This window comes from Corynebacterium striatum (genome assembly GCF_016728105.1).
GTDB classification, from domain to species: domain Bacteria; phylum Actinomycetota; class Actinomycetes; order Mycobacteriales; family Mycobacteriaceae; genus Corynebacterium; species Corynebacterium striatum.
The window spans coordinates 1,251,939-1,270,436 of sequence record NZ_CP068158.1 but is presented as its reverse complement, the minus strand read 5'-3'; the positions used below and the strand labels follow the sequence as shown (position 1 = coordinate 1,270,436).

Here is an 18,498-nt window from a genome sequence, read left to right as displayed (position 1 = left end):
ATAGTTCTAGCATTCGTGATGGTCATCTTCTCCGAGATATTTTCCCTACCAATCTTGGTCCCTCTAGCTTTCCTCCCTATCATTGCTGGATTAGTGTATCTTGCACCTTTTCTCGCTATCAGTGCCGGCTGGTGTTATGAAAAGCTCTTCGGCGGAGGGATCCAGGGAACTCTAATCTCGTCCTCCCTTCGCTACCGTTCCACTTCCATAGGTTTGAGTGTGGTGCTCTTATTCTGCATTTGCGCCGTATCCACTGTGACAGTTGGTTTAGCAAACGCCGGACTAGGGCAAGTAAGTTCGGGGACGAGTTACTGGAAGCCGGGAATTCACTGGGGAGCTCTTCGCAATGACGCCAATATTAAAGATGCCTACGAAGAATTTGCTGCACCGGGAATAATAGGAACTTTTGGCCAAGGCCGGATTATGAGAGAGAACCAACGCTCAGTAAACGCGTTCGTTATGCCCTGCTATGAATATGCAGAGCTGGCCACTGACGACCCTAAATGCCCAGCCAATGACTCCGAATCATTGCTGATCCCAGAGGGAACGGATTCAGCAGCCTTATCCTCTCAATTTGTTATCCCAGCCACGGATACCGAGCTACAACTGCCGCCATTACAAATCCAAGAAGTTCCTGGACTCACGGAAATTCTCATTTCAACGTCCAATAAAGAAATCAACAGTGCAGGCAGATATCTATACGCGGATCTGGAACAACTCCCTCCTGACGTTGTCTTGTCTGCAGTCACACAAACCCAGACCGGATTGACATCGCAGGAAAGAATCGACAATGTCAACTCTGCAATGTCATCCGGGTACCGTGAAGCGGCATCTGCGTTGACACTCAGTATTCTGCTCTTCGGTCTAGCTGCAGTGAGCGGAATCGCTATTGCAGCGACCCGAGACCGGGCTAAGCTAATTAAGGTTCTCACTCTACGTGGAGTTCAACATGCAGTGGCCAAGAAGCTGATCCGCATCGAAACTATCAGTCTTACGCTTCCCTTCGTGCTATTTGGTTGTATCGGTGGCACTGCTCTAGCCGCTGCAGTCGCGCAAGTATCAAGCCTAAATCCATGGGATGCTTTCACTCCCCATGCACTAGGGATATTGGCGGCTTACATCATTGCAGTACCCATCATCACCGAAATTCAGCTTCGCAGAACGGATGGCGCATATGATTAACCCCGCATGGTTAGTCCAGCTGGTGGGGCTTCGCACTACCGACAAGGTCACTCACCCTGAGCTAAGTGACCTGGAAATGATTTCAGCGTTAGTGGAAGAGGGTATCTCCCATATTGAAGACTCAACCCCGCGCCGGAGGGTGATCAACAAGCGATCCATCGACGCCTGGGCAGCAGAACGGAAATCCCTGTTCTTGGTGTCCTCTAACCCAGGTGGCGTCTCGACAGGTTTCAGTCCCGCCAATCGGTCTGTGAACCATCGCGGAATCAGAATAGAGGAATGGCTTAACTCAACAGCTTTTTCCCTCGCAGATTTTCCGATGAATTATCGGGAAGACGGTTCCATCTTAGCAATCAGTCGTTTGGCCAGGGAAGACGAGCATCGTCTCATTTCATTTCTTGGAGTTCGGGGTCTCTTGTCTATCAGTACGCAAGATCATTACAAGCCATCCGTGCTAGAGCTTCTTCAAAGAAGAACGCTCGGAACAAAAAGAAATTCGGGACAAACAAGCGAAGCTAATAGTTCTAGAGACGATACCCCGCTCGGAGGTCGTACGTCGTTCCGGATGCCGACCTTCTGGACTGATTCGGCTCTCAAATTATGTCAAGAAGAAGCGTTACGCTCCACTGCTATTTGGACCAGCGCTCTCAAAGAACTTCCTAAAATGGCGAGCGCCGTCGTGTGGGAAAAAATGAATCCCCGCTTGACCATCCTTCAGAAAGTGGCGTGGGGAATGGGGCACGTCCTCGATTTCGCGGTCACCGATGAACACTTCCTGAAATCAGTTATTGGCACGCCTGATTATTCTCGGATGAGATATGACAGTTTTCGAAACATTGTAACGAAAGTTCCGGTCGGATTCTCGGGCCATGCGCTCAATGGCGTAACTGGTTCTGCGACACGGAGCCAAGAAGAGCATCATTTCGTCATGTCCAACTCTCCGCGCATCTTCTCCGAACTACGCGGCGGATATCTCATTTCCGAAGGCATCATTGATGAAGATCTGCTGGGGGAAACCTTTAAAAACCCCCGAAATGTAGCACAGGAGAGCTTTTTTATTTTTCGGAGTCTGGAGTTGGAGTTGTGGCTAAAAAAGCGAGCGTAGCAAAAAACGAGGAGAATTTTTTCCTTTTTAGCCTCTCCCAGTGGGAAATCTATGAAATTCCCCATGAAGTTTACTTAGAGGTAAAAGCAATGGAGTCCCCCCTTACGCGCGAACAAAACATCAGTCACTGGGTTTCGCCTGAGGTGAGAGAGGAAATCGAACGGTGGATCCAATGACGGCGTTGACTAGCATGCCTTCTGTCATACTGACCGCAGGCATAGTAATTCTTGCGATCTCAGCGATAAAGAAGCTCTGGGCAAATATAACAATTCGGACGGGACGAACTAAGTTAGCCGGGTTAGAAATCGCTGACTGGTTAGTAATCCTGACAGAGTTCATTGTCATAGGGATTGGGGTATGGATTCCGTTTCCCTACTCAAACTTGCTGATAGGGCTCTATTTCCTAGCATTGTTGACGGTTGCTTCTCTACTCCGTGGGACACAGTGTAATTGTTTCGGAATATCCGAAAATAGTATCGACACATTACATCTCTCGCTACTAGCCATTATTTCGTCTACAAACCTAGTATCGATATTGGTGACAGATCCTTCACATTCAACCGGTTCGGTCTTGCTAGGACTGCTGGCAGGCGGTTTCATTCTAACCATGTGGCAGCGTAAGCGAACATCTAGACCACCTAAATTTAAGCATTCTTTACCCGATGGCCGGGAAATAGATTTCGAAGGAGTCTCCGAAATCACCATTCTCACACAGCAGGGATGCAACTCCTGCCGTGTGTTGAAGAGCATTATCAAGGATCGAGACTTCTTCGTCCCACTCGTCTTTGAGGATGAAAAACACAGTGACTTGGCTCGCGCTCACCGGATTGCCAGTTTTCCCACTGCGTTGGTCTATTTCCATGAGAACTCCGCGCCCCCTCAAAGTCGACAGCTGAATGGCATTACCGAGATCATCGGGTTCCTTGCGAAGGGGCAAAGGTAAATGGGACAGAGAAAAGCGGGAGAACAACATTTCGGCCAGCCTGTTTCTTGGACTTTCGGCTTAGGAAAGCCAGCGCTGACTTGGGCGATATTTAGTTGGGGAGTGTCTTTCCTCCAAGGTCTCTTAATGGTACTTCCAGCTAAAGGCTTGGAGCTGGCTTTAGGCGGGTACGCCCAAGGAAACCTGGACACCGAGGACATCATCTTGTTCATCGCATTCACTGTCGCCGGACCTGCCTCACTGTTCATCGGACAGCTCGTCACGTTGAAAGCAAACATCGTTCATTTAAGCTCCATGTTCTCCACTGCCCTAGAAGTACTGTCCTCACGAGGAGCGGCGCGACCTGATCCAGATAAACTTCAATCCCGGTTAATGAACGATGGAGGCGCCCTTATTGACACATGGCGGAGCTTGCCAAACACCATCCTGTCATCGATCGCGGCATTCACGGGCGCATTTGTTGTCCTTGACAATATGACAGTCGACGCTATGGTCATCATCAGCACGACATCCTTATGCGCAATCCTCAGCTCCAAATGGTTGGCCGGAAAATCCTCTCTAGCTTGGCGGGAGAACATGGACTGCCTTGCCCATTTCTCAAAAACAATGCGTCAACGTTTTGTCCCTGATTTCGCAGATGTTGTAGAAGCTGCTGCCACCGAGCCGTGGGCGAATCAGCGAACACGGGACAGCGGCAACAGTTATTTTCGAACTTCAGTCCGTCAATCTTGCTATTCCAGTATCGCGACGTTCGTCCCCTCTCTGATCAACCATCTTTCACCCGCTTTCATCCTTCTCTGGTACCTCTACTTCGACCAACAGGATGATGTTGCATCAACAGTGGCTATAATGACCTTTGCTTCTCTAGTCGCTCGCCCACTATCGAGCCTAGGAGACTGTTTCGAAATCGTGAAGAGAGGAACCCTAGCACGAGAGACGCTTGGTTCGCTGTTCCGTAGAAGAGATTTTCAACCGGTGCGTGACTGCCACGAAATGCTTGAATCCCCAAACAGCCTAGTCAGACTAACCGGGCCGTCTGGTAGCGGAAAAAGTACGTATCTAAAGTCTGCCATCCTCGACCTAGATAGAAAATTTTCTGGTCAAGTAGGATACTGCCCCCAATCCAATGTCTTCCTAGATGGCACGATCGCAGAGAACGTGGCAATGGGGCGGGATATATCTCCCGCAGAAGTCGACAAGTTTCTAGATGCCCTTGGCATCACCTCAGAACTTCGGGATCGAGGTGGTTCACAGGCGCTCATTGACGGAAATGGCGCCGATATATCCGGGGGCCAAGCTCGCAGAATATCTCTGGCTCGGGCAATCATTGGGAAGCCCCTGGTTATAGCGCTAGACGAACCGTTAAATGGTCTCGACGAAGACAATGTGAAATGTGCCAAGCAACTGCTCTCCGACCTTTCATTAAAAAAGTCCTTCGTAGAGGTCAGTCACCAAGGTGGCGTAATCGACCGACCCGATCAAACCATAGAATTCAGAGGGGATTAATGCTACCTTTTTTTAGGGTTCTTTCTTATTCTTTTTTTGCCGAGACAAATAGCTGGGTGAGTGACAGGTTTATCAATGACTTTATGGAGATAGCTTCCAGCCTTGATAGCGAAAAACGTCTAACCACCTCTGCGCTGTTATGCACTAGCTCCCACCTTCCAGACCCGTACGGACCGTGGGGATGGAACGGGAAACTCGTTTCCTTGCGACAAAACAAACATGCCGCCATACCCAGTTTCATAGAACTTGACGCTAGAACATCAACAATAAATAATGTTTTGTCTCAAGTGTCCCGCAGCATGCTTGTAGATATCGTTGACCATAGAACTAACGATCTGCTCTTGAGCGGTTATTGCGTAGCAGATACAACAAGAGATAATGATATTGAAGTTGTCACAATGGACGATATGTCTAAAAAGTTGCTGGAAAAAAGATGATTGAATTATTTATAATTTCATTTGCGGGTTTCACTTCTGAAAATGACCCTGATATTAAATTTATCGATACTGAAAAAGATGGCCACGATGAGATCATGGTCAGACCATGTATCATTAGCCTTCCGAATTCCTCGCTCTCCTCAGCCTCCGTGGCAACAAAGTGCGCTAACGCCATTATGGAGAGGCTTATTGAAATACAGGAGCCTAAGCCAGCGGGAGCCACAATTTCCGTCAACATGATAGGGGTTAGCGAAAGCTGCGGTGTAATCAGGTTCATGCTGAACAACACCCTCGATACCCCGATCAACGCTGTGGTGGTATCAGCTTGTTTCGATCGTGCCCGAACACCATTTGGTAGCCCGTTTTCTATTACCCCTTCGCCAAGTTTAGAAACCTCACTGAATCCCACTCCCCCCTGGTTCGACTGGAGGGGGGTCACGGTCGATAACCGCCACCACTTACTTGTTTGTCATGGAACACAAGATCTCAATCCTTCGACCCCGTTCTTGGACGCGTGGGGGTTTTTCTTACGAACCATGTCAGAGCGAGGAGATGTGGCTCTAATTCAAGTAGGGGGGACATCCCATGGTTACGCATGCTTATCGACAAATGGCGTTCATCATCGGATGGTAACTTGGTTAAAAGAAAGAGATAGATCATGAAAGAAGGCCTGCGAGTTGACCCTTATTCTTTTAGATTCCCTTCACCTATAAGTAAACGGCAAAAACGTTTTACTCGGAATCTACTTACAGAAATCGAGGGGAGCCACTTTGATGAGGCACTAGCTCAATACGTTATTACTAAGTTTTCTGAACAGGATATCGAGTGCCGAATCATTATCGCACGCCGGAGCTATCCAGATCAGAGCGAATCAGAGTGGACTGAATGGGTTGAAGTGAATGGGGTTTGCGCAAACTCTAGCCCTACCGTGCTGGAGTATTACACCCCCGTGTTTGAAGTGTCCCTAGAAGCTTAGCTGACGCGCCGTTATGCTGATTGCGAGCGCTGACAAATTTCGGGAAACAAATGTCTAGAAAGCCAGTATTATTGATAAGCACGTGGGCTAAGCTAACGCAATCACCTTCCCCTCTGCCCTAGTGGACTGGGCTCATCCGAATCCTGGCAGTGGCAGCAAATTTTTTCCTTCATCCTGACAGTTTCGCCAATCCCTGGGCGATTCCGGCAGCGGCTTTGAATCTCGTATCCCTCATGGCAGCGCCCCGTTTCCCGCTTCCTACCTGGGCTGGTTATCTCGTACTGTTCCTTCTTTTATCGATGCAGCCGGGTATCCGAGTTATAGCCTTTACCTTCTTCACTCCCGTGACTACTGCAATTGTCGCTTACCGTGGCCACACTACGGCGGCGACAATTGGGATTATCCTGCTGTGGTGAAGTGCCCCAGGTTTTGTTCCGTTTGAGTAGATGGGAAAATCTGGAACATGCCGAGAAAATTTGATCAGGATGCGAAGGACCGTGTGGTCCGTCTCGTGGAAGACCGCATCCTGGCGGAGAACATTTCCATGCAAGTAGCCTGCAAGATCGTGGCACCCAAACTGGGCGTTTCGTGGCACACGGCGAGGCAATGGACGCAGGCTGCTCGTCGCGAAGGACGTGTTGTGGAATCAATGCCTGAGGACCTTGCTGCAGAAAACGCACGGTTGCGTCGAGAAAATCAAGAGCTGCGAGACACCAACGAGTTGTTAAAAGCCGCCTCAGCTTTTTTCGCATCCGAACTCGACCCAAAACGTCGGAAATGATCCGATTCATCGATGAGCATCGGAATCGTTTCTCTGTCGAGTTCATCTGTAAGACGTTGAAGAATAACCGCGCTGGTGGGTTCATCACCTCACGTGGTTATCGCCAGTCCAAGGCCCGTGGGTTAAGTGCTCGTCGCCTTCGCGATGCTGTGCTGGTTGAACGTATTAGTTCTATTCATCGGGATAATTACGGTGTCTACGGTGTGCGGAAAATGTGGCGCGTGCTGCAACGCCAGGGCATTGACATTGGCCGCGAGCACACAGCCCGGCTGATGCGCAGCGCTGGCCTGTCTGGCAAGGGCAAAGGTGGGGCACCAATCACAACGCGCAAACCCAAAGACCCGGATCTTCGCCCTGACTTGGTCAATCGTGATTTTAAGGCCCCTGGCCCTAATCGGCTGTGGGTAGCGGACATTACCTACGTGCGCACCAGGAAAGGCTTTGTGTACACCGCGTTCGTGACCGATGTATTCTCCCGGAGGATCGTCGGATGGGCGCTGTCGGATTCGATGCGCACCGAAGGGCCTGACCCCCGGAAAGTAGACACGTCGGGGGGTTAGCTATGCTGCTTGGGTCAGTGTAGCTGATGTGAGTGCTTCGAAGTCATTGGGGGCTAGAAGGTTGCACCAGGAGTGTCGTCTGCGGGTGTTGTAGCGCATGCACCACCGGAAGACTTCCTGGCGGCAGGCGATCGGATTGTCAAAGACTTTCCTATCACGCAAGACTTCACGCTTTAAGGCGGCATTAAAGGACTCTGCCAGGGCATTATCAGCACTTGTACCCACCGCTCCCATGGATTGGCGTACACCAAGCCGGGCGCAGTGGTCCCTAAACGCCTGTGAGGTGTACACACTTCCATGATCAGAATGGAAAATAGCCCCGTCAAGGCTTCCGCGAACCTTGTCGATTTGGGGTAGTTGGTACCGCGAGTCCGCGTAGTTGGTACCGGGGTTCCACGTACCCGGTACTGCAAGGGGGTTTTCTTTCATAGTTGATGTTGGCGGCACCACGATCCGCTGGTGTTGCGTCAACATCTACTTGGAAGGAGCTGGTCCTTGTGGCCAACTTCAAACAGATCATCGCGATGTGCCTTGATGGTGCTAGCTACGCGCAGATCACACACGCATTGGGATGTTCACGACGAGAAGTATCCCGCGCAAAGCAAGTCATCAACGATGAGGCACTAACTCCAGAGCGTTTCCGTCAGCTTCCACCGGGATGGTTCGATGATCGATTCAGCGACGGCCGGAGTAAGCGGACGATGTCCTACGACCAGCCTGATTTTCACGCTCTTGCACGCAAGCTGAAAAGTACAAAGCATGTGACCAGGCATAAGCTGTGGATGGACTACTTATCGCAGCCGTGTCCGACGGACAAGACAAAGTACCAGTACTCCCAGTTCTGCAGTGGGCTCAATGAGTTTCTGCGTGCCAATGATCTCGTTGAAGTTATCACCCATGAGCCAGGCCAAGAGCTTTACGTTGACTGGGCCGGTGACAAAGTGCCAGTGACGGATCAGGCCAGTGGTGATACCGCATTCAAGGCGTCATTGTTCGTCGCGGTCAGCCCATACGGTCAAGTCCGCGGATGTGGTGTATGAGTTCTTTCGAATCGTCGGTGATCGGTTAGCCGGGATCGGGTCCGGCACGGGCCTGGGCGTGGTTGGTCATTAGGCTGCAATCTCCTTGCCTGCCGGGGTGGTGGTGTCGGTGTCGAGGACATTGGCTGTGATCAACGCTTTGGTTTGCTCTAGGCTTGTCAACGACATGTAGCGTTTCTGTTGAATCCATTCATCATGCTGCTCAGCAAGGACGGCCCCGACTAGGCGAATCACAGCATCACGGTGGGGGAAGATCCCGACAACATCAGTGCGCCGGCGGATCTCGCGATTGAGCCGTTCGGTGGGGTTATTCGACCAGACTTTGGTCCACACTGACTTCGGTGTGTGGGTAAACGCCAATAAGGAGTGAAACCATGAGCAGCATCGACGACGAAATTGTGCGGGCGAAAATGCGCAAGCTTCGCGTATCAACCTTCGCTGACATCTTCTACGAGGTTGTCAACGACGAGGCCTATGCGGATGCGCTACCAGAAGACATCTTCCTCGCCGCAGTCGAAGAAGCCTACACACAACGCCAACAACGCAACATTGCCAAGGCTATAACCCAGGCTAAAGTCCGATACCCGGATGCAAGCCTGGCTGAAATCACCCAGGCAGAACAACGCGGTATCAACATGCGCCAGCTGAAACGAATCGCAGCAACTAACTGGCGGGAAAACCCGACCAATATTCACATCCTCGCCCCGACGGGAACAGGCAAGACCTACATTGCCTGCGCCATCGGTATCGCCGCGTGCAAGGCTGGATACTCCGTGGCGTACTACCGGCTGGATCAACTTGTAGACATGCTGGCGGTCTTCTCACCGACTGACCAAAACTACCTCGATAAGATGCGGAAACTGATCAACGTCGATGTCCTTATCATCGACGACTTTATGACCATCAGCATCAACCAGCGCGGGCAAGAAGACCTAACCAAGATCATATTCGACCGCGACGGTCGGCTCCCGACACTGATCTCCTCCCAATCAGCTGCCGCCTATTGGGTTGAAACACTGCCAGACAGAGTCGGAGCCGATTCACTCGTAAGCCGCCTCAACAACGGCCACCGAATCCGTATCGGAGACTTCGACATGCGCAAGGCCACCGCCCCAATAGAACCGGACGAATAAAGCAAACAGCCGGGCCGACTCCGTCGGCCCGGCCCCGGTACCAACTACCCGGAACCCGGCAGTACCGGGTCTCCGGAACACCGGTACCCAAAACCCGCATCTGACAAACCTTGCTGGCATGGGACAAAGCCTCGATAACCAGCGATACCCGCATGTGATCGGCGAGCGCATGACCGACAAGTTTGCGAGAGTAGACGTCGATGACTGTGGCAAGGTACATGTTCTTGCCGCCCTTACACGGCAGGTAGGTGATGTCGCCTACATAGACCTGGTTCGGCTTATCAGCGGTGAATTTGCGGCCTACTAAATCTGGCATGACACGGTGTCCAGGCTTGCGCCTGGTGGTGATACATCGACGTTGTTTGCTAAAGCCTTTTAGCCCCATGGATTTCATGATGCGTGCGACCTTCTTGTGATTGATCGGAGGAAAGTCCTTATCGTCGTTGAGGCTTGCAGCGATGCGTTTAGCACCATAAAGCCCGTGCTCATCATCAAAAGCGGTCTTGATTCTTGCACCAATAAGGGCATCGGAACACATCTTTAACCTGCGCTTTTCACGGGTTTGGACCCATTTATAGAACGAGGAACGATTCAGCTTTAACACATCGCACATCCGCTTGACCGAGTACTCGGTTCGGTAGTCATAGACAAACTGGAAGCGGATCACCAGCGTGTCTCTTCGGCAAAATATTTAGCAGCTTTACGTAGAATATCGCGTTCTTCACGAAGCTTCGAGACTTCTTTTTCTAGCTGACGGATTCGCTCGGAATCAGTCGCCGCTTGGGCTTTATCATGCACGGCTTTAATGCGGGCACGTTTGCCGGTGCCGTACTGCTGAAGCCAGGAGAAAAGCGAGGAACGATTGACTCCAAGCTCTGCTGAAGCCGCGTGAAGTGAAAGGTCCTCATTGTTTTCGTAGAGGGCCACAGCATCACGTTTGAACTGTTCGGAGTACCTAGGCATGGTGGTAGATTACCTTTCTTCCCAACCCAACCGGGCTGGATATCAGGTGTCTACCAAACAGGGGTCAGGTCCCCCGTTCTCATCATCGAAGATGCTCTTGATTCTTGCACCAATAAGAGCATCCGAACACGTCTTTAACCTACGCTTTTCACGGGTGTTGAGCCATTTGTAGAACGAGGAGCGATTGAGCTTTAACACGTTGCACATCCGCTTGACCGAGTACTCGGTTCGGTGGTCATAGACAAACTGGAAGCGGATCACCAGCGTGTCTCTTCGGCAAAATATTTCGCGGCCTTGCGCAGGATATCGCGTTCTTCGCGCAGCTTCGTGTTTTCTTTTTCCAGCTGGCGGATCCGCTCGGAATCAGTCGCCGCTTGGGCTTTATCATGCACGGCTTTAATGCGGGCACGTTTGCCGGTGCCGTACTGCTGAAGCCAGGAAAAAGCGAGGAACGATTGACTCCAAGCTCTGCTGAAGCCGCGTGAAGTGAAAGGTCCTCATTGTTTTCGTAGAGGGCCACAGCATCACGTTTGAACTGTTCGGAGTACCTAGGCATGGTGGTAGATTACCTTTCTTCCCAACCCAACCGGGCTGGATATCAGGTGTCTACCAAACAGGGGTCACGTCCGCGATCTACTGCGTATCCTCAACAACGATTCCCCTCCGCGTTCGAGTGATTCGGAACCATCTGTGGCCAACCAGCTTTACCAAATAGCCAACTTCCTAAAAACACATGGCTTTACGGTAGAAACGGCAGGCGCAAGCCCCTCCCTCCTCTTTAGCGCCGATAGCCTGGTTATCCTCCGGGAGATACCGACTGAAACAGCCACCAATATCATCAAATACGCCGAGCCGAGATCTACAGTAAACCTCACTATAGAGGACCATGGAGGCCATGTAACCATTAGTTTTGTAAATGCTGTCAGTAGCAGCACTCAGAACTTACGTCTGGCCACCGGGCTGAGCCTTCCGACTATTTCACGGCTAGCCGAAAATCTCGGAGGGTCCATTCGTACGGTCTCGAGTTCCGTCCAATGGGAGACCAAGATGCGGAAACCGCAGTAGAAGCTTTACAGCCCATTACGTTCTAAGTAGTTCCACCGGAGGGCTCCGAGGATTCATTACGTAGTCCTCTAATCGGGGCGGGTTATGTTTACTCCGTTCCCTCATTCCCTTCGGGACTGGAGGAACTAGTCGCTGGCTTCGGTATGGCTCTTATTCTCCCTGTTAAGAAAATGATCCGGGGGGGGTGATGCCGCCGAAGGCAGTGACATACTCCAACTGCTAATAGGAACCTGATGCACGCCACTAGTTGGTGTGAGATCTCAAAGTAATGTGGATGCCAGCACGAAGTATGTCAGACAGAGTCAAGCACCGCGGACACCCCTGAAAATTCCACCCGCGGACTTGACTAACTAGATAGGAACACCCCCCCCAATGAGGTGGGCACTTTCGTCTACAATCCTCAATGAAAAATGCTTGATTAAATAGCGAGTACGAGACAATAAGATGTCTGAGATGGCCCCTAGATATAGAAGAGGACAGGAAATGTCACCTTTCCGATACCTTCAACTTATTGCCCCCCTCACAGCGGCGACGCTCCTAACTTTGACAGTCGCCCCTTCCGCAACGGCTGAACCGACCTTCCCGATATCGCAGATTCCCCAAGTTCAAGAGCCGCACACGGAAAGTCACGTTATTACAACACTCGGCAGTATTACCGATATCTTTTCTTGCAAACATCATCCAGCCCTTCCGTGGTGCAACCAAGTTGCCAACAATGAGCGAGCATGACATGGAAAAACGGGTCCTTATTGTCGATGATGACCCGCTGGTCCTGCACTCGTTTCGACAATATTTCGCTACCACTGAGGACATCCGTGTTGTAGCGGAAGCACACAATGGAATCGAGGCACTCACTGCGATCGACAGTGTCAACGTCGATATCGTTCTAGCTGACATCCACATGCCGGAGATGGACGGGGTAACGTTACTGCAGGAAGTCCAACGTCGACTGAGTCCTCCTGTATTCGTAGCCATCACCGCGCTTGACAGCGACGAAACCATGCTCAAGGTGTTGGCAGGTGGCGGTGCCGGCTACATCATTAAAAGCTCACGGCCACAGGCAATTATCACTGCGGTCCGAGAGGCGATGACCGGTGGCACAACAGTTTCCCCGCAGGCCTTAAACAGACTCATTAAGTACATACCGGGGAAAGTTCTCACACCAGCATTTCCCCAAACGAACCTTTCCCCAGTGTACGAAAGGCTTACCAAAGCAGAGACACACGTCCTACAATATATATGCCAAGGGCTATCCAATGCTGAAATAGCTTCTGCGATGAAGTATTCCGAAGCGACAGTAAAAAAGCACGTCTCACATCTCATCGCATGTTTCGGCGTAACCTCAAGACTCAGTCTCGCAATCACGGTGATCCAATCAGGATTGGGAAAATCACTGTAAAATGGCTCTTCCGGTTTTAGAGTGCATTGATTAGTTCGCCGGGGGTTCGGGCGTGGCACAAGATATTGAGGTCCTTGACACAGCCCAACCACTACTCCCGCCTTGCTGCACTCGTTGGGCTGCCGTTTCGGCGTAGTTGGCAGGGGCAATCCGCGTAGTTGGTCGGGGTTTTCCGGATAGGTGGTAGGGGGCTAAGTAGCAAAAAAGGGGATGTGGACGAAATCTTGGAGGATTTCCCGTATGACTAATGTGCGATACACGGATGCCCAGCGGTTGAAGACATTAGAGGTATTCGATAGAACACAATCTGCTACCAAGACTGAAGTGCCCCAGGTTTTGTTCCGTTTGAGTAGATGGAAAAATCTGGAATATGCCAAGAAAATTTAACCAGGATGCGAAGGACCGCGTGGTCCGTCTCGTTGAGGACCGCATCTTGGCGGAAAATATGTCGATGCAAGCCGCGTGCCAGGCAGTAGCCCCAAAGCTGGGGGTTTCATGGCACACAGCTCGTCAATGGACCCAGCAGGCCCGCCGTTCGGGAAACATCCCAGAACCTGTGCCTGAAGACTTGGCCGCGGAAAACGCGAGGCTACGCCGTGAAAATCAAGAGTTACGCGACACTAATGAGCTGCTGAAGGCGGCCTCAGCTTTTTTCGCGTCAGAACTCGACCCAAAACGTTAAGAAATGATCCGGTTCATTGATAAATACCGGAATCGTTTCTCTGTCGAGTTCATCTGTAAGACGTTGAAGAATAACCGCGCTGGTGGGTTCATCACCTCACGTGGTTATCGCCAGTCCAAGGCCCGTGGGTTAAGTGCTCGTCGCCTTCGCGATGCTGTGCTGGTTGAACGTATTAGTTCTATTCATCGGGATAATTACGGTGTCTACGGTGTGCGGAAGATGTGGCATGCTCTTCACCGTGACGGAATTGATATCGGTCGTGAACAAACTGCCCGTTTAATGCGCTTGGCCGGTGTTTCTGGCAAAGGCAAAGGCGGGTCACCAATCACAACCCGTAAGCCTAACGTGCCTGATCTGCGCCCAGACTTGGTCGAGCGTGAATTCAAAGCCCAGGGTCCGAACAAGTTGTGGGTGGCTGACATTTACGTATGTGCGCACGAAAAAAGGCTTTGTGTATGCCGCGTTTGTCACCGACGTTTATTCCCGGCGGATCGTTGGGTGGGCGTTATCAGACTCCATGCGCACTTCAAGCGTTGCCGCTGCAAGCTCTCAATCAGGCGATCGTGTGTGCTGAGGAAACAACAGGTCTCATTCACCATTCGGATCATGGCTCGCAGTACGTCAGCGTTGTCTACAACGAGCGCCTTGCCCAGCACGGGATTGCCGCTTCTACTGGGACAGTTGGCGACTCCTATGACAATGCTCTGGCTGAAAACGTTAACGGCTCCTACACCAACGAGCTGATCCATGCTCGCAGATGGAATGACGTTGTCGAGGTAGAAATCGCGACGTTCGAGTGGGTGTCATGGTGGAACGAGACGAGGCTTCACCAAAGCTTGGGATACCGAACCCCAGTCGAAGTGGAAACCGAATTTTGGAAGCAGAACCCGCCGCAAGTAAAAATAGAAATCAAGGCAAATGCCTAGGAACAAAACTCGGGGCACTTCACCCCCCCGGATCATTTTCAGACAGGGCGAATAAGAGCCATACCGAAGCCAGCGACTAGTTCCTCCAGTCCCGAAGGGAATGAGGGAACGGAGTAAACATAACCCGCCCCGATTAGAGGACTACGTAATGAATCCTCGGAGCCCTCCGGTGGAACTTCTTATAACGAAATGGGGGGAGGTGTTACTCCTTGGCTAATCCGAGGTTGGAGCCAGTGCCGATCTCGAGGTGCATGCCCGGAACCGAGTTGATGAGGTTGCGGGTGTATTCCTCTTGTGGGTCGTTGAATATGGAATCGGAGGTGCCTGCCTCCATGACTTGGCCCTTCTTCATAACCACAATGTCATCGGCCGTCTGGCGGACAACTGCCAGATCGTGCGTGATGAAGAGGTAAGACAGCTTTAGCTCAGACTGCAGCTCGGCCAGCAGCTGGATGATCTGGTTCTGCACCAGAACGTCCAGTGCGGAGACTGCCTCGTCGAGGACGATGACCTCTGGGCGCAGCGCCAAGGCGCGGGCGATGGCGATACGCTGGCGCTGACCGCCGGAGAGCTCGTTCGGGTAGCGGCGCATCGCAGAACGCGGCATGGCCACCATGTCGAGCAGCTCAGCCACGCGGGCCTCACGCTCCTTACGGCTTCCCACCTTGTGCAGAGCCAGCGGCTCTTCGATGCACTTGAAGATGGAGTACATCGGGTCCAGGGAGCCATACGGGTTCTGGAAGACGACCTGCATCTTGCGGCGCAGGTTGAACAGTTCTTTCTTGGAGAGCTTGGAAGTGTCTTTGCCTTCGAACTCGATGGTGCCGGAGGTCGGCTCCAGCAGGCCCAGGACCATGTTGGCCACGGTGGACTTACCCGAACCGGACTCGCCCACGAGCGCCATGGTGGTGCCGCGGCGGATGTCGAAGGAGACATCGTCAACTGCCTTAAGCAGCTTCTTCTCGCCGCGCTGACCACGAATATCAAATTCCTTGGTCAGGTTGCGTACGGAGATGACGGTTTCTTCCTCAATGTTGGCAGCGTGGCTTGCAGTGCCGGTCTTGAGCTCCTCGGTCTCGATTCCGGCTTCTTGGGCCGCACGGATGCGGGAGGAAGCGAGGGAAGGAGCCGCGGTGACCAGACGGCGGGTGTAGGGGTGCTCAGGGTCGCGCAGGATGTCTCGCGAGGGGCCAGATTCCACGATGCGGCCGCGGTGCATAACGATGAGGTGCTCAGCACGCTCTGCCGCGAGGCCCAAGTCGTGGGTGATGAACAGAACCGCGTTGCCGAGGGACTCGGTGAGGTGCTCGAGGTGGTCCAGGATGGTCTTCTGCACGGTCACGTCGAGTGCCGAGGTCGGCTCGTCGGCGATAAGAAGCTTCGGGCGAGCGGCCAGGCCGATACCGATGAGCGCGCGCTGGCGCATACCACCGGAGAACTCGTGCGGGTACTGCTTGGCGCGACGCTCGGCGTCGGGAAGCCCAGCTTCCTCAAGGATCTCCACCACGCGCTTCTCGCGCTCGGAACCCTCAACCACGTTGTTGGCCTTGAGGGATTCCTCAACCTGGGTGCCAATACGCCACACCGGGTTCAGGTTGGACATTGGATCCTGCGGGACCAAGCCGATCTTGTTGCCGCGGAGGGCTTCGAACTGCTTGTTGTTGTAGTGGGTGATGTCCTCGCCCTCGAAGAGGATCTGACCCTTGGTGACCTTGCCGGTGCCCGGTAGAAGGCCCAGGATGGACATAGCGGTGGTGGACTTACCGGAGCCGGACTCGCCCACGATTGCCACGGACTGGCCTGGGTAGATGCTCAGGTTGACACCACGAACTGCCTCGACGGTACCGGTGGAGGTCTCGAAGGAGATGTGGACGTCCTTCATTTCAAGTAGCGGCTTATTCATTAGCGATTCCTTGCCTTCGGGTCGAGGGCGTCGCGAACGACGTCACCCATCATGATGAAGCTCAGAACGGTCAGGCCCAGGGCGCCTGCCGGGTAGAACAGGACGGCCGGGTTAACACGCAGGGAAGCCTGTGCGTCAGAGATGTCTCCGCCCCAGGAGACGAACGTGGACGGCAGACCGATGCCCAGGAAGGACAGGGTTGCCTCGGCGACGATGTAGGTACCCAGCGCCACGGTGGCGTAGGAAATAATCGGCGCTGCAGCGTTCGGCAGGATGTGGCTGAAGAGGATGTGGATGTTCGACGCGCCGATAGAGCGCGCGGACTGCACGTATTCCTCGTTCTTGATGGAGACCACGGCGCCACGCGTAATACGGGCGATGGAGACCCAGCCGAACAGACCAAGGACCAAGACCACCGTGATGATGGTGCGGTGCTCCTTGAACATCTGCATAACAACGATTGCCGCCAGAACCAGCGGAATAGCGAAGAAGATATCGGTGATGCGGGAGAGAACGGAGTCAATCCATCCACCGAAGAAGCCGGCTACGGCGCCCACTAGGGCGCCGATGATGACCACGAGAATCGTGGTCAGCACGCCCACGGTGACAGAGGCACGTGCGCCATAGATGACGCGAGCGTAGATGTCGCAACCTTGGCGGTTAAATCCGAAGGGGTGACCGGACTCGGCAGGAGCGAGCGACTTAGACAGCTCGCACATGCGTGGATCGGTGTTGGTGAACAGACCTGGGAACAGCGCCAGCAGGACTGCGATAACGATCATGGTGGCCGCAACCCAGAACAGCGGGCGGCGGCGCAGGTAGCGCCATGCCTCTCCCCATTGGGAAGAAGGAGCAGACTCGTCCTTGACGGCGTCGACAGCGCCGAGACCGGTTTCGTCGACCTCGTTGACGTAGTGCTCTTGGCCAGGGTACTGAGTAGTCTTTTCGAAATTAGGCATAACGGATCCTCGGGTCGAGTACTGCGTAGAGGAGGTCAACCAGCAGGTTGGCGATGATGTAGATGATCACCAAGACCGTGGTGAAGGAAACGATGGTGGTCGGCTCACCACGCAGGATGGCCTGGTACATGGTTCCGCCAACGCCGTTGATGCCGAAGATGCCCTCGGTAACGATGGCACCGGTCATCAGGGAGCCGATGTCGGCACCGATGAAGGTAGCCACTGGAATCAGGGAGTTGCGCAGGACGTGGCGGCGGGTGACGGCACCACTGGAAAGGCCCTTTGCGCGGGCGGTACGCACGTAGTCTGCGCGGAGGTTCTCAGCAACAGACTGGCGGGTCAGGCGGATGACATATGCCAAGGAGAGCGCACCCAGCACCATTGCTGGCATGAGGAGCGACTCAAAGCTGGCCTTCGCGCCCACCGTCACCGGAAGGAGCTGCCATTTAATACCCACGAGGTACTGGAAGACAAAGCCGATGACGAAGGAAGGCACTGCGATGACGAGCAGGGAAGCGACCAGGACGGTGGAATCGAAGATTCCTCCGCGGCGCATACCGGCGATGACGCCGAACAGGATGCCGAAGACTGTTTCAAAGACAATGGCCATGAGAGTGAGCTTCACCGTAACTGGGAAAGCATTGGCCATAACTTCGGTGACGGGGATTCCGGAGAAGGTGGTTCCGAAGTCCAGCATGAAAATGCCCTTGATGTAGAGCAGGTACTGGACAATAAATGGCTTGTCGAGGTTGTATTCGGCCTCGATCCTAGCGCGAGCTGCCTCGGTGAGACCGCGGTCGCCGCCCAGGGCTTCGACCGGATCACCGGGCATCAAGAAGACAAGTGCGTAGATGAGGAGGGTAGCTCCGAAGAACACCGGAATCATCTGGAGCACTCGTCGCCCGATATAGCGCAACATAGTGTTGTCCTTTACTAGT

General features: G+C 53.0%; 21 protein-coding genes and 4 pseudogenes. 15 read left to right on the top strand and 10 right to left on the bottom strand.

Going from position 1 to position 18,498, the window contains the following annotated elements:
- Window positions 1-15 precede the first annotated feature (15 nt).
- Both I6I72_RS05970 and I6I72_RS05965 read left to right on the top strand, forming a co-directional pair.
- Window positions 16-1,182, top strand: coding sequence for a hypothetical protein (locus I6I72_RS05970; RefSeq protein ID WP_152908299.1), 1,167 nt, complete (start codon window positions 16-18; stop codon window positions 1,180-1,182).
- A complete protein-coding gene (locus I6I72_RS05965) occupies window positions 1,175-2,287 on the top strand; it encodes a hypothetical protein (RefSeq protein WP_152908298.1) in 1,113 nt (370 codons plus the stop codon). The genes I6I72_RS05970 and I6I72_RS05965 overlap by 8 nt, the downstream gene beginning before the upstream one ends.
- A 655-nt stretch (window positions 2,288-2,942) precedes the next feature.
- On the opposite strand, the gene I6I72_RS05960 is transcribed toward I6I72_RS05965, so the two are convergent.
- Window positions 2,943-3,260: a hypothetical protein gene (locus I6I72_RS05960; protein WP_152908297.1), complete on the bottom strand. Its 318-nt coding sequence runs from the start codon at window positions 3,258-3,260 to the stop codon at window positions 2,943-2,945.
- On the opposite strand from I6I72_RS05960, the gene I6I72_RS05955 reads away from it, so the two are divergent.
- The 6 genes from I6I72_RS05955 to I6I72_RS05930 all read left to right on the top strand — a co-directional run bounded on the left by I6I72_RS05955 (window position 3,231) and on the right by I6I72_RS05930 (window position 7,490).
- Window positions 3,231-4,736, top strand: coding sequence for an ABC transporter ATP-binding protein (locus I6I72_RS05955; RefSeq protein ID WP_049147202.1), 1,506 nt, complete (start codon window positions 3,231-3,233; stop codon window positions 4,734-4,736). The genes I6I72_RS05960 and I6I72_RS05955 overlap by 30 nt on opposite strands.
- Window positions 4,737-4,939: 203 nt before the next feature.
- The gene (locus tag I6I72_RS05950) at window positions 4,940-5,173 is read left to right on the top strand and encodes a hypothetical protein (protein WP_157420823.1); all 234 of its coding nucleotides are present in this window, start codon (window positions 4,940-4,942) and stop codon (window positions 5,171-5,173) included.
- The gene (locus I6I72_RS05945) at window positions 5,170-5,835 is read left to right on the top strand and encodes a hypothetical protein (protein ID WP_152908295.1); all 666 of its coding nucleotides are present in this window, start codon (window positions 5,170-5,172) and stop codon (window positions 5,833-5,835) included. Before I6I72_RS05950 ends, I6I72_RS05945 begins: the two co-directional genes overlap by 4 nt.
- Before the next feature lie 463 nt (window positions 5,836-6,298).
- Window positions 6,299-6,565, top strand: coding sequence for a hypothetical protein (locus I6I72_RS05940; RefSeq protein ID WP_201807898.1), 267 nt, complete (start codon window positions 6,299-6,301; stop codon window positions 6,563-6,565).
- A gap of 47 nt (window positions 6,566-6,612) precedes the next feature.
- Complete coding sequence (locus tag I6I72_RS05935) at window positions 6,613-6,930, top strand: transposase (RefSeq protein WP_049151677.1); 318 nt, start codon at window positions 6,613-6,615, stop codon at window positions 6,928-6,930.
- Window positions 6,927-7,490 (top strand): IS3 family transposase, encoded by a 564-nt coding sequence (locus I6I72_RS05930; RefSeq protein ID WP_201807690.1) that lies wholly within the window; start codon window positions 6,927-6,929, stop codon window positions 7,488-7,490. The genes I6I72_RS05935 and I6I72_RS05930 overlap by 4 nt, the downstream gene beginning before the upstream one ends.
- Here the strand turns inward: I6I72_RS05930 and I6I72_RS05925 are convergent.
- Window positions 7,491-7,826: pseudogene (locus I6I72_RS05925) on the bottom strand (transposase); the annotation flags it as partial. It lies immediately after the preceding gene.
- 161 nt (window positions 7,827-7,987) lie between these two features.
- Here I6I72_RS05925 and I6I72_RS05915 point away from each other — a divergent pair.
- The gene (locus I6I72_RS05915) at window positions 7,988-8,530 is read left to right on the top strand and encodes a transposase (protein WP_236592681.1); all 543 of its coding nucleotides are present in this window, start codon (window positions 7,988-7,990) and stop codon (window positions 8,528-8,530) included.
- A gap of 69 nt (window positions 8,531-8,599) precedes the next feature.
- On the opposite strand, the pseudogene I6I72_RS05910 reads toward I6I72_RS05915, so the two are convergent.
- A pseudogene (locus I6I72_RS05910) lies at window positions 8,600-8,893 on the bottom strand (transposase); the annotation flags it as partial.
- A gap of 11 nt (window positions 8,894-8,904) precedes the next feature.
- Here I6I72_RS05910 and I6I72_RS05905 point away from each other — a divergent pair.
- Window positions 8,905-9,663, top strand: a complete 759-nt coding sequence (locus I6I72_RS05905; RefSeq protein ID WP_201807687.1) for an ATP-binding protein — start codon at window positions 8,905-8,907, stop codon at window positions 9,661-9,663.
- Here the strand turns inward: I6I72_RS05905 and I6I72_RS05900 are convergent.
- From I6I72_RS05900 to I6I72_RS13825, 4 genes are read right to left on the bottom strand one after another with little or no spacing between them, the layout of a single operon-like run.
- Window positions 9,587-10,330 carry an IS3 family transposase gene (locus I6I72_RS05900; protein ID WP_201807684.1) on the bottom strand — a complete coding sequence of 248 codons (744 nt, stop codon included), beginning with the start codon at window positions 10,328-10,330 and terminating at the stop codon, window positions 9,587-9,589. The two genes, I6I72_RS05905 and I6I72_RS05900, sit on opposite strands and share 77 nt — an antisense overlap.
- Window positions 10,327-10,626 (bottom strand): transposase, encoded by a 300-nt coding sequence (locus I6I72_RS05895; protein WP_201807681.1) that lies wholly within the window; start codon window positions 10,624-10,626, stop codon window positions 10,327-10,329. The genes I6I72_RS05900 and I6I72_RS05895 overlap by 4 nt, the downstream gene beginning before the upstream one ends.
- A gap of 42 nt (window positions 10,627-10,668) precedes the next feature.
- Window positions 10,669-10,887: a hypothetical protein gene (locus I6I72_RS05890; RefSeq protein WP_201807678.1), complete on the bottom strand. Its 219-nt coding sequence runs from the start codon at window positions 10,885-10,887 to the stop codon at window positions 10,669-10,671.
- A complete protein-coding gene (locus tag I6I72_RS13825; RefSeq protein ID WP_265342604.1) occupies window positions 10,884-11,018 on the bottom strand; it encodes a hypothetical protein in 135 nt (44 codons plus the stop codon). The genes I6I72_RS05890 and I6I72_RS13825 overlap by 4 nt, the downstream gene beginning before the upstream one ends.
- A gap of 1,388 nt (window positions 11,019-12,406) precedes the next feature.
- Between I6I72_RS13825 and I6I72_RS05885 the strand changes: the two genes are divergently transcribed.
- From I6I72_RS05885 to I6I72_RS13905, 5 genes and pseudogenes are all read left to right on the top strand, one after another.
- Entirely contained in the window at window positions 12,407-13,090 is a 684-nt protein-coding gene (locus I6I72_RS05885; protein ID WP_236592680.1) for a response regulator, read from the top strand.
- A gap of 324 nt (window positions 13,091-13,414) precedes the next feature.
- Window positions 13,415-13,772 (top strand): annotated as a pseudogene (locus I6I72_RS13915) (transposase).
- 3 nt (window positions 13,773-13,775) lie between these two features.
- Window positions 13,776-14,018, top strand: a pseudogene (locus I6I72_RS13910) (IS3 family transposase); the annotation flags it as partial.
- A gap of 46 nt (window positions 14,019-14,064) precedes the next feature.
- Complete coding sequence (locus I6I72_RS13995; RefSeq protein ID WP_366556955.1) at window positions 14,065-14,346, top strand: DDE-type integrase/transposase/recombinase; 282 nt, start codon at window positions 14,065-14,067, stop codon at window positions 14,344-14,346.
- Complete coding sequence (locus I6I72_RS13905; RefSeq protein WP_201807675.1) at window positions 14,228-14,698, top strand: integrase core domain-containing protein; 471 nt, start codon at window positions 14,228-14,230, stop codon at window positions 14,696-14,698. The genes I6I72_RS13995 and I6I72_RS13905 overlap by 119 nt, the downstream gene beginning before the upstream one ends.
- 202 nt (window positions 14,699-14,900) lie before the next feature.
- On the opposite strand, the gene I6I72_RS05865 is transcribed toward I6I72_RS13905, so the two are convergent.
- Genes I6I72_RS05865 through I6I72_RS05855 form a run of 3 tightly spaced genes read right to left on the bottom strand, consistent with a single transcriptional unit; the run spans window position 14,901 to window position 18,479 of the window.
- A complete protein-coding gene (locus I6I72_RS05865; RefSeq protein ID WP_046645709.1) occupies window positions 14,901-16,601 on the bottom strand; it encodes a dipeptide ABC transporter ATP-binding protein in 1,701 nt (566 codons plus the stop codon).
- Window positions 16,601-17,560 (bottom strand): ABC transporter permease, encoded by a 960-nt coding sequence (locus I6I72_RS05860; protein ID WP_005531257.1) that lies wholly within the window; start codon window positions 17,558-17,560, stop codon window positions 16,601-16,603. Before I6I72_RS05860 ends, I6I72_RS05865 begins: the two co-directional genes overlap by 1 nt.
- The gene (locus I6I72_RS05855; RefSeq protein WP_005531255.1) at window positions 17,553-18,479 is read right to left on the bottom strand and encodes an ABC transporter permease; all 927 of its coding nucleotides are present in this window, start codon (window positions 18,477-18,479) and stop codon (window positions 17,553-17,555) included. Before I6I72_RS05855 ends, I6I72_RS05860 begins: the two co-directional genes overlap by 8 nt.
- Between the last annotated feature and the right edge of the window lie 19 nt (window positions 18,480-18,498).